The 16,313-nt window shown below is 38.6% G+C and carries 12 protein-coding genes; 11 read left to right on the top strand and 1 reads right to left on the bottom strand.

Annotated elements, in window-relative coordinates; translation table 11 throughout:
* Positions 1-334 precede the first annotated feature (334 nt).
* Positions 335-859, top strand: coding sequence for a type 1 glutamine amidotransferase domain-containing protein (locus V7266_RS10905; protein ID WP_335467914.1), 525 nt, complete (start codon positions 335-337; stop codon positions 857-859).
* Between the two features lie 464 nt (positions 860-1,323).
* On the opposite strand, the gene V7266_RS10900 is transcribed toward V7266_RS10905, so the two are convergent.
* Positions 1,324-1,614: a hypothetical protein gene (locus V7266_RS10900; RefSeq protein ID WP_335467913.1), complete on the bottom strand. Its 291-nt coding sequence runs from the start codon at positions 1,612-1,614 to the stop codon at positions 1,324-1,326.
* 272 nt (positions 1,615-1,886) lie between these two features.
* Here V7266_RS10900 and V7266_RS10895 point away from each other — a divergent pair, with 272 nt between their 5' ends.
* The 10 genes from V7266_RS10895 to V7266_RS10850 all read left to right on the top strand — a co-directional run bounded on the left by V7266_RS10895 (position 1,887) and on the right by V7266_RS10850 (position 15,893).
* Entirely contained in the window at positions 1,887-3,401 is a 1,515-nt protein-coding gene (locus tag V7266_RS10895) for an Hsp70 family protein (RefSeq protein ID WP_335467912.1), read from the top strand.
* A gap of 14 nt (positions 3,402-3,415) precedes the next feature.
* Entirely contained in the window at positions 3,416-5,005 is a 1,590-nt protein-coding gene (locus tag V7266_RS10890; protein ID WP_335467911.1) for an Hsp70 family protein, read from the top strand.
* 11 nt (positions 5,006-5,016) lie between these two features.
* Positions 5,017-6,000 carry a nucleotide exchange factor GrpE gene (grpE, locus tag V7266_RS10885; protein ID WP_335467910.1) on the top strand — a complete coding sequence of 328 codons (984 nt, stop codon included), beginning with the start codon at positions 5,017-5,019 and terminating at the stop codon, positions 5,998-6,000.
* A gap of 3 nt (positions 6,001-6,003) precedes the next feature.
* Positions 6,004-7,479 (top strand): Hsp70 family protein, encoded by a 1,476-nt coding sequence (locus V7266_RS10880; protein ID WP_335467909.1) that lies wholly within the window; start codon positions 6,004-6,006, stop codon positions 7,477-7,479.
* Between the two features lie 29 nt (positions 7,480-7,508).
* Positions 7,509-8,750, top strand: coding sequence for an RDD family protein (locus V7266_RS10875; RefSeq protein WP_335467908.1), 1,242 nt, complete (start codon positions 7,509-7,511; stop codon positions 8,748-8,750).
* A gap of 77 nt (positions 8,751-8,827) precedes the next feature.
* On the top strand, positions 8,828-10,957 hold the full coding sequence (locus V7266_RS10870) for a hypothetical protein (protein WP_335467907.1): 2,130 nt from the start codon (positions 8,828-8,830) through the stop codon (positions 10,955-10,957).
* Between the two features lie 57 nt (positions 10,958-11,014).
* A complete protein-coding gene (locus V7266_RS10865) occupies positions 11,015-11,854 on the top strand; it encodes a hypothetical protein (protein ID WP_335467906.1) in 840 nt (279 codons plus the stop codon).
* A gap of 181 nt (positions 11,855-12,035) precedes the next feature.
* Entirely contained in the window at positions 12,036-12,878 is an 843-nt protein-coding gene (locus V7266_RS10860; protein ID WP_335467905.1) for a hypothetical protein, read from the top strand.
* Positions 12,879-13,167: 289 nt separating this feature from the next.
* Entirely contained in the window at positions 13,168-14,880 is a 1,713-nt protein-coding gene (locus V7266_RS10855) for a TcaA NTF2-like domain-containing protein (protein ID WP_335467904.1), read from the top strand.
* 2 nt (positions 14,881-14,882) lie between these two features.
* Positions 14,883-15,893: an N-acetylmuramoyl-L-alanine amidase gene (locus V7266_RS10850; RefSeq protein WP_335467903.1), complete on the top strand. Its 1,011-nt coding sequence runs from the start codon at positions 14,883-14,885 to the stop codon at positions 15,891-15,893.
* The last annotated feature ends 420 nt before the right edge of the window (positions 15,894-16,313 follow it).

The following is a 16,313-nucleotide window of genomic DNA, read 5'->3' as shown; positions in this document are numbered from 1 at the left end:
TGGTATGCTCAAAGTTGAACCTATGAAAAAGCCTTTTAATAACTTGTGTTCTTGAACTGACTCCATCTGAACACATCCTTCACAAGGAAAAACTCCCTTTACTATTATTTTAAAGAAAGTTTTGTTCGTTTTCAAGAACAATTATTTCATAAGAGAAGCATAGGGACGGTTCTGCTGCTTCTAAACAATGAGAAACTCCCTTTATTCATATTTTCCGTTCAGTTCCTCACAACTTTATCGTAGTGAGGGACTGAACGCTTTTTATTGATCGTTTAATTATGGTAAGGTTTAAAGTAGAAAATCAAAAATAAACGATACGGAAAGGAAATGGGATATGCGTTTACAGGGAAAGAAAATTATCTCTTTGGTTCATCATGAATTTGAGGATTTGGAACTTTGGTACCCGATACTAAGGCTTCAAGAAGAGGGAGCAGTTGTCCATCTAGCTGGAGAACTTGCAAACGAAACCTATATCGGTAAATATGGAGTACCCGCTAAGTCCGATTTAGGTTATGCTGATGTGAAGGCTGAAGACTATGATGCCATCTTAGTTCCTGGAGGATGGGCTCCTGATAAAATCCGCCGTTTTCCTGAGGTTCTTAGCCTGCTCCAGGATATGAATGCCGACGAAAAACCAATCGGTCAAATCTGCCATGCAGGCTGGGTTCTCATTTCGGCAAAAATTCTAAAAGGCAAAAAAGTAACCAGTACACCTGGTATTAAGGATGATATGGAAAATGCAGGGGCTACCTGGTATGACGAGCCTGTGGTCACGGACGGTCACCTTGTTTCAAGCCGCCGTCCGCCTGATCTGCCTGACTATTTACGAGAATTTATTTCAGTTTTAGAACAAAAATAAAATTGTTTATCACACTGGGAAGTTCAGTGAAAAAAACTGTTCATTTTAAATGGACAGTTTTTTTTCTAGGTATGATCCAAGGTAAAATGATGGACAGCTCTCGACATTCTTTTCATGCCATTGGGATGGCAAATTCAGAATTGGCGTGATTAAGATGGTTTTTAATCAAATGTTTGATTAGTTGCGAAATAGAGGGAATAGACAAGAAGGATGTTGGGTGAGTCGATAACCATAGAATTTTCCGGGAAATTGGATAGTTATCTGTAAAATATTCTATCTTGGTTCGACAATCTTTTTTCATCCTTTTGATGGGAATAACTATTAGACTGGTATTTGCAGCGATTTCAATCAAACGTTTGAATAGTATAGCACATAGGGAATTTAGTCGTAAGGACGTCGCTTCATTTTACATATCCTCTTAACATTTCTTTCACTTTTTTGATAGGGCCATGCCCAAAAGGTTTCTATCCTTCTTTTACCCTTAAGTGCTTTGCCCACTCTTCGTCTTTTTTTTTCTTCAAGTGAATTTTATCTATTCTATTAATCTGAAAACCATGGGGACGGTTCCGCTGGCATTCGTATTTAAACAAACGTTTGTTTCTTTTGCCAATTAAAGTGATGATTTCATTTTGGAATAATGCCAGTGGATGCCAGATGATAAAGTAGAAGAACCATGTAGGTGACGACATGAATCTGTGTGAACGCTGTAAATCAGCTGAAGCAAAAATAGTACTTAGTATGGAACCGATAAACATGCATTTATTGCTTTCCCCCCTAGATACACCAAGAGTGATAAGAGGGCAGGGCTTCCATATTATAAGGTAATTATTTTATAAAATACCACTAATCTACTACTATCACATCAAGGCACAATTCTACCTTATGTACTACAAAATAGTATTAAAACAGGAAAATAATCGTCGAAATCAAACGGAAATTAAAGTAAAATAGAAAATGTTAGGTATTTTATGGTAATAAAGTCTTGCTATCTTAATAATGAATAATATTAGATGAGGAGGTTAGTCGTATGACAATAGCTATAGGAATTGATTTGGGCACGAGTAACTCAGCGGCAGCTGTTTATCGTAAAGGGAGGGTAGAAAGTATCCCAATCGATGGGAAGAAAATCCTTCCATCAGTAGTCTCTTATCGGGACAACGGACAAACATTGGTTGGGTACACAGCGAAGTCAAGGTTGTTTATTGACCCTGAAAATAGCGTAGCCTCTTCTAAAAGGGATATGGGGAATAAATCCAAGTTTTACTCTATTAATGGTAAAAAGCTTACACCTATTGATATTGCAAGGGAGATTCTAACGAAAATCAGGGTAGAAGCAAGTGCATACTTAGGAGAAGAAGTAAAGGATGCTGTTATCACGATCCCTGCTTATTTTACAGAAGAACAAAGAAAAGCAACGAGGGAAGCGGGGGAATTGGCGGGTTTTAATGTTTTACGACTACTTCCTGAACCGACAGCGGCCGCAATTGCTTATGGATTAGATAAGGAAAGAGACCAAACCATTGTTGTCTACGATCTTGGTGGTGGTACATTTGACGTATCCATTCTTAAAGTAGAAAACAATAACTTCAGAGTTTTAGCTGTTGATGGAGATTCCAACCTCGGCGGCGATGACTTTGACGATCAAATTGTTCAATATGTCATGAATGCAAATCATATTTCAGCATCAAGAAAAGGTGACCATAAAGGCTCCGTTGCTAGTCAACAATTAAAAGAAGCAGCTGAGCAGGCAAAAATGGAACTTTCTGAATCTGGAATTGCCGATATCTCGATTCCAGACGTTTTTGGTATACATATAGATGAAGAATTGACCATTGATACTTATAATCGCCTGATTTCACCATTAGTGAATAGGACGATTGATAAAACCTTGGATGTGATAAAAGAGGCTGGTCTAACGGTAAGGGATATCAGCCGAATTATTCTAGTAGGAGGTTCTACTAGAAATAAAACAGTCCGTGAAATGGTCACACAAAAGATTAAGCAGCCCTTTATTGCTGATAATGTCGATGAAATTGTCGCGCATGGAGCGGCTATTTTGGCAGCAAGCCTGAGTGTGCCTGATTATGATGACACCCCAGTTCCCATCGAGGTGGAAGATGTAACCGCTCACTCCTTCGGGATCAATATGCTTATTGATAATAAGCATTATGAGATTGTACACCTGATTGCAAAGAACACAAAGATCCCTTGTACAGGAGCAGAGATCGGTACAACAATCCATAAATTTCAATCTGGAATTAATTTTTCCGTGTACCGTACGGAGGAGAAAATACCATTGGATAAGGACAAAATAGGAGAGTTATTATTACCGATTAATCCAAAACCTTACCATGTTCCGGCGGTTGCCTTGTTCGACCTTGATAACGATGGAATTATTACGTTTTCAAGTGCAGAACTAGATATGAAATCTTCGTTAGTAAAAGAATTCTCTCAAACACAAAAAGTAAATCTACAACAATTGCAATCTATGATTGATAGAAAAGAAATTGTACCAAAAGTAATTAAAATCGATACTAAATAAAAGGGGAAAGTACAATGACCATCATTGAAAAGAATAGTCCATATATTTTAGGAATTGATTTAGGGACATCCAATTCCGCCGTTTCGATTTATCGAAAAGGAAAAAGTGAAATGATTCGCCTTGGGAAGGAAAACACCCTGCCTTCTGTCGTAAGCTTCCGTTCCGAAGAAGAAGTACAAGTGGGAGAGAATGCGAAGAAACGCGTACTGATTGACCCGGAACATACCGTGTCGTTTATTAAAAGAGAAATGGGTACGGACTGGAAACGTGAATTTTTTGGTAAGGAATATCGCCCGCAGGATGTATCGGCTGAAATACTCAGCAAAATTAAGGAATACGTCGAAAATCAACAAGACTTTGATTTAAAAGGTACATCAAAATTTGCGGTGATCTGTGTGCCTGCCAACTTTGATGACAATAAAAAAAGGGCCACACGTGAAGCGGCTGAGTTAGCAGGATTAGAAACCATCTACTTGTTGGAAGAACCAGTTGCTGCGGCGATTGCTTATGCAACTGAAATCGGCCGTAATCAAACGATCTTAATTTACGATTTAGGGGGCGGAACGTTCGATGTTTCGATTCTAAAAGTAGATACGGTAGATGAAAGTGAACCAGCTAAGTTTACCGTTTTAGCCAAAGAAGGAAATCCGAACCTTGGGGGCTATGACTTCGATAAAATCTTATTGGAGATGGTATGCAGAGATTTTAAAGAAACAGCCCAGCTGGACCTTCTTGACTTAGAAGCCGATCAAGGAGTTTCTATCAGCGATTTACTGAAAGCTCAAGAACTGGTTCGTGAAGCTTGTGAACAAGCAAAAAAGGATTTGTCTGAGGTGGAAATTGTCAACATCGAGATTCCTAATGTGATTAAAGATGAATATGGAAAAGTCCATAATATTGATTTTGAATTGACTCGTGGACAGTTTGAAGACGCCATTAACCATTTAGTCCAAGAAACGATGACTACGGTACAGACGGCGTTAGATAATTCGAAGTTAGAAATGAAGGATATTTCGCGCATTATTTTAGTTGGAGGGTCTACGAGAGTACCTGTTATTAAAAATGAAATCAAAACGTTCTTTAACAAAGAACCATTCTCTAATATCGATCCTGATACAGTGGTGGCTCAAGGAGCGGCCATTTTTGGGGCCAATTTAGGAGTTCCAACAGATAAGCTTGACGATACAAATGAAACAGATGCAGATGATCAGCCAGAGACAAAAATTGAAATGAATAACATCGTTACCCATCACCTGGGGATTGAAGTGCGGGGAGGCCGTTTCAATCAAGTGATTGAAAAAGGGTTAGAACTCACAGAGGAACAACCGACTGTCTCAAATGAAAAAGTCTATACGAATTCAGAGGATAATATGACCTCGATGCGGATTACCGTTTTCCAAACACCTGAATTTGTTGAGTATGTTTCAGATACACAGTGTGTGTGCATTGGTGAATTTTTCCTAAATGGTATTCCTGCCGCGGCTAAGGGAACGCATCGGATCGTTGTTAAATTTGAAGTGAATCAGCAAAATGAAGTCATCGTCACGGCCACACTGCAAGGAGAAGAGGGAGTTTCAAGTCAAATCACGATTAAAAGAGATTAGGAGTAGTGGAGATGGAGAAATCAGAACTCATTAGCATGTTTAAGAGGTTAGAAGAGGAATACAAAGAAAAGCGCACATTATTAGACAAGTGGAAAGCTAGCTTCGAGGAACTTTCTCAGGGGATTGAGCGTTTATCTGCAGATTTTGACAAAAAACACAGTGAAATGACAATCATAGAAAATTTACCTTCAGAATTGAAGGAGAAGCTTGAAAATCGGCAGGAGGGCGTACGTTTATCCGTCAAAACCGCTAGCAGATTACAACGCAAACTAAACATCGAAAAGCCGATTGAAGAGGGGATTTCTGAATTTATCCTCTGGGAAGACGTAAGCAGTGATCAAGATAGGGTAATAGATTCAGAAGGTAATGAGCTAAGCCATGAAACGGAACAAAGCCCTGAAGAATCCATTGGACACCTCGAGGAAGTTTCAAAACAGAACGAAGAGACGCTTGAGCAGGTAAAGGGTGCTATTGAAGCTGCTGAGAAAAGATTTGTGACTTTTATTGAGAAGGCGCTAGCCCCTGTAATGGATGGATTATATAGCGGGGATATGTATGCCAAGGATTTGATCGTTGAAGTAACAGACTCCTATCCTGACTATAGCCCATATGTAACGGAGTGGTTAACGGTATATACCACCTTAATGTCCAGCATTAAGAAGATCCTTGATCAGTTTTCCGTCGGATTGTTAATTCCGGAAACGGGGCAGTTTTTTAATGAACGTGAGCATGAACCCCTTGTTATCGTTGAAGATCCTTCCATGGAAAATGAACAAATCAAGGAAGTCATCCGTTATGGGTATTTTTATCAAGGAGTCATTTATAACCAAGAGGGTTTTATCATTCGTCCTGCACAGGTGTCTGTGGTAAAGAATGCAAATCCTGCGGTTACGGATGAGTCTGTGAATGACACGAATCAAGAAGATGAAGCATTACAAGAACCTGCTGTTGAAATCAATCAAGTAGAAACTTCATCAGAGTTAGAGGTGAAATAAACGTTGAGAGTCGATAATGAAAAAAAACCAGCTTTAGGAATTGACCTTGGTACCACCTATTCAGCGATTGCAAGATGGACGGAAAAGGGTCCGAGAGTCTACCAAAATCCAAAACGGGAGTATACCTGGGCTTCCGTCGCTTATTTTGATGAAAGACAGGGGATTCTTATTGGTAACTTTGCCGCACAGAAAGCATTGATTAATCCTGAAAATGCGGTGATTGGCGTCAAAAGAATGATGGACGATGGCCATCAAAAAATTATGTTAGGCGGGAAGTCCTATACACCGATTGAAATTTCTTCCTTAATTTTGAAGGATGTATATGAGTACGCAGAGAAGACCACTCCTGGATTTAATCCAACAGGTGTTGTCGTAACAGTCCCCTATTATTTCACGGCTCTTCAATGCAGTAATACGTCAGAAGCTGCAAGTATGGCAGGATTGAATGTATTGGGCATTATTCAGGAACCGATTGCCGCTGCTTTGGCGTATGGCATCCATGAGGAAGAAACCCTAAAAGATGAAATTATTATGGTATTTGACTTGGGCGGGGGGACTTTTGATTTAACGATTTTTAAGCTGATCAATCGATCTGATAAATTAGTGTTTGAAGTGCTGGCGACTGGGGGCGATGACCGGCTGGGGGGACTTGATTTTGATAAAGAGCTTGGAGAGTTCATCAAAAGAAAAGCAAACCTCAATCTCGCTGGGCTGCCGCAAAAAGAATTGGTAAAAGCGGAGGCAAAGATATTAGAAGCAGCAAAGGAAGCGAAAGAGACTCTTTCCTCCATTGATTTTCACGAAATTATTATCCCTAACGTGGTGAGTGGCCAGCATATAGAATTAGAGATTACGAGAGAAGATTTCGAGGACTGTATTGATCATTATTTCACCAAGATGGATACCATTATCGATGACGTTCTGGAAAAAGCATCCCTTTCAAATCATGACGTGAACCGTGTGATCAAAGTAGGGGGTTCAAGCCGTATCCCTAAGGTGGATCAATTATTAGCTGACAAAATTGGAGTAGGAAAGATCTTTGGAAATATTGATCCTGATTTATGTGTGGCTGAAGGTGCCTCCGTCTATGCAGCCTTTTTAGATGAAAGACTAGAATGGTCGAAAGAGATAGAAATTAAGACGGCTACAGCCCACGCCCTCGGTATTGGCTTAGGAGATGGAAGGTTCAGTGTTTTGATACCTAGCAATCGTCGTACCCCGTGTGAGGCATCAAAAATCTTTACGACAAATGTAGATTATTGCGATGAGATTGATATTGATGTGTATCAAGGGTCTTCTCGGTATGTTAGTCATAACAGAAAAATCGGAACCATCAATGTTTCAGGACTTGTGAAAAGGCCAAAAGGTGAGTTAGATATTCATGTTACCTTCCGAATCAATCAACAGCAAACCGTCTCGGTAACGGTGGTACAAAAGGAAAGCAAAATTAGAAAAATAGAAAGTGTAAAACTAGCTTAATTTATAGGATTATTGGTGGTGATGAAAGAATGATACTTGCACCGTTACAGCATCAAAAGAAACTATATGAAGATACCCATCTTTCCGTTTATGAGGTAAGCAGTGAGGAATCGAACAAACCTCAAATGCTGAGATTGTTTCGTGGGGTGACTTTATCCGAAGAAAAGCTGGATTTGTGGTTTTCGAATTATGATGATTATCAAATGACGGTTACAAACTATAAAAATCTTCCAAGAGTTATCTCTGTTAACTATGAAAATGACAATCAGGCTTATGCTTTATTAGAATTCGAAAAAGGCCGAACATTAGCCGAAAGAGCTCAGATGAGTAATGACGAGTTAGAGCAGCTCTTGGAGGCAGTTGACCATTTGCATCGGAAAAATTTCGTCCATGGTTCTATTCAAGCAGAAAATATTTGGATCACGGAAAAAGGGAAAGTATTATTATTCGGTGCTGGTGAATGGAAGGCATTTGGCCTTCCTTTTTCCAACAAAGAAAAAGATGTAGAGCAGCTTGCCGAGGTGGTCAAAAGATACGCTCTCATACATAAGGAAAGGCTGCTCCGTCTACAAAAAGGAGTAGAGTCCTTAAAGCAATTAAGGGATATTATGTTTTCGGATGGAACTAGCGAACGGGTAAAGGGCACTGTGGTTGAGAAAAATGTAAAAGGCAGTTTAGTGGAAAAGCCTTATGAAGAATCTACGGAAAAGAACCATAAACCAAACGATCAAAAATTAGAACAAAAGACCAATCAAATTAACAACCAAACAACGAACCGTAAACCAAACGATCAAAAATTGAAACAAAAAATCAATCAAATCAACAACCAAACAAACAACCATCATCGCTTATCTGAAGAAAGAACTTATAAGGTCAATGAGCAGGTTTATTCACTTGATCATAGTAAGTTTGGAGGATTCTGGAAACGTCTCTTGGCATACTTCATCGATTATTTGATTGTGTTTGTTCCGTTGTACATGATATTTGGAGATTCCGCGCCTATCTTTAACCTATTGTTGTCCTGGGTTTACTTCGCTTGGATGGAAAGCTCGAAGATGCAAGCTACTTTAGGTAAAAAAGTATTTGGTTTAAAAGTAATTAATCAAAATGGTCGAAAAATAACCTTCAAAAGAGCGACAGGGAGGTATTTTGCCAAATATATTTCAATTTTTACTTTGGGAATTGGCTACTTGATGGCTGCCTTTACAAAGAGAAAACAAGGTCTGCACGATAAAATAGCAAGTACCTTCATCATTTCAGTTAGAAACTAGAGGAACGAAAACTTGTCTATCCAAGGGAGGCTATTGCCTTGAATAGATAAGTTTTTTCATAAAAGGGGAATTCGGGGTTGAAAATAGGAGACTACAAAGTAGAGAAGTTATTGTCAACAAATGATGATCTTTCTTTTTTGATTGTGCGTGACAGTGGTCAAAAGACATTCATGCTGCGGAAGTTAAATAGGCCGGCTAGTGACGATGCATGGTTCGAATGCTATGAAGATTACCAATTAAATATTACCAATTTCAAGTATTTGCCGAAACCACTAGTGGTTAGTACACATGAAAATAAGGTCTATACGACTTTTCCTTATGAAGACGGGACGATCTTAAGTGAAGGTAAGCAATTATCGCAAGAACAAATGGAGCAGCTGATCGAAGCTGTAAGCCACTTGCATAAAAAAGGGTTTATTCATGGCAGTATTGATGAAAATCATATTTGGATACGGGAAACCGGTGATGTGCAATTGTTTGGCGCTGGAGAAAAGAAAGTTTTGACACCTTCCGCCCCGGTACCTAAACAAGCGGATTATGATTCTATTTTTTCCATCATCAAGCGGCTTACAACTATTGAGGTAAAGGATGGTCTGATACCCACTAGTTTAGAACAACTACTGGATTTATTACAGACGGTTCAAATCAAGCCAAGTTTAGTAGAGAAAGAGACTATAGACAATCGAGCGGCGGTTCCTGAAGTATTCGTTGATTCAAGGGCTCAAGTGCCGGAAGAAAAAATTCCTCGAAAAAGGAGGAAGTGGTGGATGATTGGGGGAGGGATCGCCTTACTACTGTTTGCGGTGATCACAGTGAGCTATTTTTCAAATGACTCCTCCATTCAGACGACGAAAGCAGAAAAAAGTCCAACAACTCAGATGACAAACGCAGAAAAAAGTCCAACAGCTCAGACGACAAACGCAGAAAAAAGTCCAGCGAAAGCGGTGGAAAGGGAAGAAACGAAGCCGCCGAAAATTGATTTAACACAATTTGCTGCTCTATTTCCAAATTGGCAATTCATTAAGCAAGAAACCGTTAAAATTAATCGGACCTATTATACGATTCTTGGGATTGGGCTAAAAGGAACAGATGGAGAAATGGGGAAAGCCAAGGTAGTCGTGCTGGACTATAACGCGGAAGCTGATAAATGGTCCAAGAAGTGGGAATCTCAAGAATATGAAGTTGATTCTAGTGCTGAAATGGAATCCTATCTGGATATGTTGCTTCTAAATCCGCAGGACCAGAAAAAGGCTTTACTTGTGTTCGGTACCTACCAATATAGAGCTGGGTATGATGTTTACGCATTAGAAGTGGATGAAGAAGGTAATGGAAAAATCGCTTGGGAAGATAACGGATATACTCTTAAGAAAAAGGATGATTCTATCCTTGTTTCTCAACTCGGTGAAACATATCTAACATTAAGCAACAATCAGCTGAACGTGAAGGAAGTCGGACGTAGTGATGCCGGACCTGCTAATGCGGTTAAAGCCCATTTTATTCTTAATAAGAATGGGTTAGTTGTGCCAACTGGAGATCGCAATATTAATCTAAAGGTTGGAGAGGTATTATCGTTTATTCCAGATAATGATGAGACCAAACGTCAATTTGATAAAGGGGAAATCAGCCTCTATACAAACATGGGGAATTCTGGGTCAGTAAACACATCGAATGCAGAAATGATTTCTGGAGGAAATTCTGTTGAATTTACGGAGATGGGTACCTTTGAATTTCTCTTGGATTATTATGATGAAGAGTCTGGAAGTTACCTAGACAACCCACCTGCAACCTTTGTTGTCCAGGTTGGAGACGGAAACGCAGACTCCCAACAAAATACTTCTGAAATTAGTACTCCTTTCAAAATTGGAGCGGGTTTAAGCGAATTAATCAACTATTATGGACAGCCAGAATATGATGAAGGCTACGAGGGATCAAGATTGGTAACATTCGATAAAGATGGATATCTTTTGGACGAAGCAGAAATCGTAACAGGCTATTACTTCTCTAATCCTGAGATATCGATTTACAACGCCCATGTTGGAATGACACCTAATGAAATCAGCAGCATATTAGGGAATCCGAGTGAGTCGTATCTTGATCAGGAATTTGGTGGCTATAGTACTGTGTACCATAAAGACGGCTATGAAATTCTCTTTAGATCAAGTAAGCAAAACGGATCGACCACTGCTGTGCAGATTGTTCAGAAATAGGTAAGGTGTCTGAATCATGAAAGTTAACAATAAATAGTATAAGGTGGACTAAAAATAGTGAAAACAGAAGGCTCTACTATTCTTAATTTACAATTAATTCAACAATCCTTTTCTACTTTAATTCTGAATGCTGTAGAAAATTTCCCTCAGGAAATTGAAAAAATACATTTTGAAACATATGGATTACTTTTTGGACTTCCTCAAGAAACAAGAGTAGAAATTGACTATACTTATCCAATAAGTAATGTTAAATCAAAAACAGATCGCTCCATCTCACCAAATAAAAAAGTAGATTTGGCAATCAAGAATGCTCAAGAACTTATCTCCACTTCTAGGTGTGTAGGAACTTATCATAGTCATCCGTATGAAGATTACTTTGAAGATTGGGCAGATCCCTCAGATGCAGATGTTTCATATTTTAATAGCTTGAAGATACCTTATACACTTATCATTGCCATTACAAGAAACAGTATGATGGAAAAACCTTTTCACTTGGAATATAGATATAGTAAAGCGCATGATTTTTATATAGAGGGTTCCAAAATAAAAGGTGTCTTTGCAAAGGCAAAACCATTAGATGCGGAGTCTCGGTCTATATATGGGGAATTTAAGAAGTATCAGTTTGAAATTCGAGCCTATCAATGTACGGGGGAAACACTTAGAGATATGAACCTTTATTCTTCAGAAGCTGAAATGTTAATGAGTCTCAGAGAAAAAAACATTAATCTTAAAGACCTGACACCAGAACAGTCGTTTCGGCTTCGCAAAATAGAATACAACTTCAGAAATGGGTTTAACAAGTCTCAGAGAGAAGAGAGAAAATTGGAAAATTCAAATTACCATTTGGATAAATTATTTAAACAGTCAGCTCAAGAGGAGAACAAGGGAAATAATTAAATGAGCACTATAAGAGTTTGATTTTTCAGAAGCATGGGGAAGTTCTCATGATTCTTTTGAAAGTAGTTTAGTTGTTAAACTTATTGAAGGTCTTGATTAAAAGTAAATAATATGAAATGGATGTAGAACTAAAGTTCTACTAAAATTGAAAATAAAGTCATCTAGGGGGAAATACATATTTATGAAAAAGTTAATAGCGGTTTCTTTAGGTGTATTAGTGCTGCTTGGAGGCTGCAGTTCTAAAACAGATGAAGTCTATCAAAGCTCGATTCAAAAAGGACTAGATGCTGTTGCTGAGGATAATTTTAGTAAAGCTGAAGGATTGTTCGAGGCAGCGTTGGCTAGTAAAGACAAGGATAAGACGGCAAAAGCCTATTTAAACCAGGTGCAACTGATTTTAAAAGCAGACGATTTGACCGAGCAAAAGAAAATGGATGAAGCAATTCAGGTACTTGAACAATCGATTAAAGTAAAAGAAGGTTCTAAGGTTATTTCTTCTAAATCAAAGGAAAAAGAAGAGAAGTTAACTGCCTTACAAGAAAGTCAAAAAACTTATAACACGATGTTAACGGATGCAAAAACATTAAATCAATCTGGGGATTTTCAAAAATCCAATGAAAAACTAGATGCTTTGCTTAAAGAAGATTTAACTGAGTTTGCCGCCATAAAAGATGAAGCTACGAAATTAAAAGATTCGAATAATGTTTCTATTAAGCAAGCAGAAATAGCAAAGGCGGAGCAAGAAGCTAAAGCAAAGGCCGAAGCTAAGGCTGCAGCTGCTAAACCATCCATCAATGGTATTACAGCAGAAGAGGCTACTAAATTATCAAAAAGACTACCAAGTTATCCTGATCTTGTAGCAAATGGAGATACTTTTGATGAACCTCAGATTTACGACGGTTCCTGGGTGATTAACATTGGCAGACCGAACGGCTTAGCAGAAGGCTCCATTATTGTAGATAAAAATAAAACTGTATCCTTTATGTATCCTAATGGAGAAGTGGATGAAGTTACTCCCTATTAATTTTGTGAAAGTTCCAGTCCAGGAATAGGAAATGGCTGCAAACTAAATAGTTTGTACGATAGCTTTAGAACCCTGCGGACCAAAAACTAATATGGGAATAAAGAAATGTCCTGCCGGGGATTTGATATTTACATTACCTTGCGAATTAACCAGCAACAATCTGTTTCAGTAACTATTGTACAAAAAGATACGCAAAATTGAGAATGTAAAGCTGACTTAGTCAGCTTTGCTTTCTTTGTTTTTTAAATAAATGAATACATAATTCACAGATTAGGCTTGGTGATATTATATGAAATTTGAAGGTTATGAGATTAGACGGGAGTTATTTTCTACAAAATCTGGCTTGAAGGTATTTGAGGTAAAGGAAATACAAAGCGGCGAAACAAAACTACTTCGTTTAGCAGACTTTTTTAACAAAGCTTCCCAAAACCAGCAGGATCAGTGGTATGAATTGTATGACCAGTACCAAATGAAGGTTACCAATTTTAAGCATCTCCCTCGTGTGTCGATTATTAATTCGTTAGACGAACATCGTCTTTATACCATTTTGGATTGTGAAGAGGGGAATCTCTTAAAGACCAAAGGGAAGCTAGGCTCCGATGAGGTAAGTCAATTAATCGACGCGGTTAGTCATCTTCATCGTAAAAAGCTTAGCCACGGCTCCATTAGTGCTGAAAATATTTGGCTTACAAACCAAGGAAGGGTCATTCTTTATGGCGCAGGGGAAATAAAGGTAACTGATAAAAAAAGTACAAGCTTTTCCTCTGATATTGAACAATTGTCCTATGTTATTCAAAACTACTCATCGTTAAGCGAAACTTTACTAGGCCAACTTAGGAATGAACAACCTATGACGATTGATGAGCTTGAGATGTTGATTGCTAATGGTGGAATCCAAGATAACAATAAAAAGCGAGCGGGATTAGTTGAAAAAGAAACCGTTCCTACTCCGACGCCAATAGTTGAAAAAAAGACCAGGCCTTCTTCAAGGGATGACCATAAACAATCGCCTAATGAACGTAAGAAGGAAGTGTCTCCGGAGAACAGAAAAGATCATGATCGCAAAAAGGTAGAACAACAGGAAAAAAGAGAAAACCATCAAAGTAGCAAGAAGGAAATGAACTGGGGAATCTGGGTCAAAAGATTAGCAATCGGGGTAGTGGGAGTTTTGGCTTTATTGTTTGTGATTGGTCACTTCGGAAAATCAAGCTCTTCAAATGATAGCACTGCCCCTGTGGAGGCCAAAAAGGTAGTTAAAGATACGACTGTTAATGATACCACTGATAGTGATAGTACTAATCAGGTTGCTTCACAAGCAGCTAATCAGGAATCAGAAACACCTTCTGTTACAAAAGAGGAAGTAGATAATTTTATGGGCGACTATCTAGAGGCAAGTATAAAAGCCGTTAATCAGAGAGATTTTTCCATTGTAGAATCATTTATTGACCCAAATGGCAAAAGTTATGCAGAGCAGAGGGATTATATCAAGTATCTTGAAGAAAAGAATATAACCGAAGAACTCTTAAATTACAAGGTAAATGATATTACTAAAATTGATTCCACAACATTTACGGTTAAAACATATGAAGAATATAACATTACCTTTGGTGATGGCTCTCAAAAGATAAAGACCTTTAATAGTACCACACGTGTAAAGGTTTTAGCTGAGGGGCAGCTGGCAGTAAATGAATTATTAAATTTACAAGAAAACAAGGATACCTCGATTAATGATACAGCGGTCGAACCAGGAGATTATATTCTTCCAAACAGTGATACCACAATACTCACGGAGGAGGATATCGCCAATTTGTCTCCTGAACAGCTGCGATTAGCACGAAATGAAATTTTTGCGCGCCATGGCTACGAGTTTAAATCGGAGGATTTACAAAACTACTTTTCTCAAAAATCATGGTATATCCCGGATCCTTTATTTTCTGAATCTATGATCAGTGATACTGAAAAACAGAATGCGGAATTAATTTTGAGTAAAGAGAGGAAGTAAAAGTGAGGTACAAAATTGAAAAAATAGGCCTTTTTGTAGTTCTACTCCTGGCGCTTATTGTTGCATCCTTCTATTTCTATACTTTAGTGGCAAAAGGAAAAATGAGTAAGGAACAATTCGAGCAGCCTGTAGTAAAAGAAGGGAAGGTCAAGTCTGAATCGGATAAGGGACAGGAATCAGTGTCCTCAAAAAATAATGTAGAGAACAAGGAATCAGTGGTCTCCAATAAAGGAAATGATGGAGGGAATAACAAGAAACCCGAGAAGCCCCTTGATACCTCAAAAACAGAAGTGGGACAGGTGAAGCAAAAGGAGGCTAATCCAGTCTCCGCTTCTTCAGGTAGATTGACTCCGGAGCAATCAAAGGCGGCTTATCATGATTTTTCTGTTGTGATTGATCCTGGCCACCAACAAAAGGCTAATTTAGAAAAGGAGCCTGTAGGACCAGGTTCTGCGGAAACAAAGGTAAAGGTTACTGGAGGAACTACAGGGATAGTGACCGGTAAGCCGGAATATGTATTGGCGTTGGAGGCTTCTCTTATTTTGGGGGATTTGTTGGAAAAAAGAGGAGTTAAGGTTATTTATACAAGGAGCACTCATAATGTTAATTTAAGCAACCGAGAAAGAGCGGAGATCGCCAATCAACAGCAAGCAGATTTTTTTATTCGGATCCATGCAGATGGTTCCACAGATCGGAATGTTAGGGGTCTTTCAATTCTAACACCTGCTGGAAACGACCCCTATACTAAAGCAATATACCAGGATAGTTTACAGGCTTCCCAATATATTCTAGAAGAAACCAAGAAAAACGCCTCATTAAAGGTAAATGGAATATCCTACAGGGGAGATTTATCGGGCTTCAACTGGTCTAAGGTTCCAGCCACTTTGGTGGAAATGGGGTTCATGAGTAACCCAACTGAAGACAGAAACTTGTCAGACCCTGTTTATCTGACTAATCTTCTAACCAATGTTGCGGATGGAATCATACGGTATGCTGATTATAAGAAAGAGTGAAGGGACACATTGTTTGAAGTAGCATCAGATATGTGGAAAGGAAGCAGCGGGAATGATTTATTCAGACTCTGAAACAAAAAGAAGCTGTAAAGGCAGTAGCCGCATGGATAAATCAAAAGAGAACAACAGGTAAGAGTCACTAATGATAATTGTATACCCTCAAGGATTGTTTTCGAACAGTCTTGAGGTTTTTTGTGGTCAAGGGTAGACCGTAGACCATAGACCATGGGGACGGTTCTCGTGCTTCTGACAATTAAACGATGTAGGTTTGGTAGTAAATTTATTCATTTTGAATCATCTCTTAATGAAAAATGTATAAACTTCTCTATTATTCTTAAGATTTAAAAAGTCCTATCCGTTACAGTCGGATAGGGCTTTTATATATCTTGAAAAAATTAGTTTGTAAAAAAGAAGGGGATT

This window comes from Neobacillus drentensis (assembly GCF_036965645.1).
Lineage (GTDB): Bacteria > Bacillota > Bacilli > Bacillales > Cytobacillaceae > Neobacillus > Neobacillus drentensis_D.
This window is presented reverse-complemented; position numbering and strand designations above follow the sequence as displayed.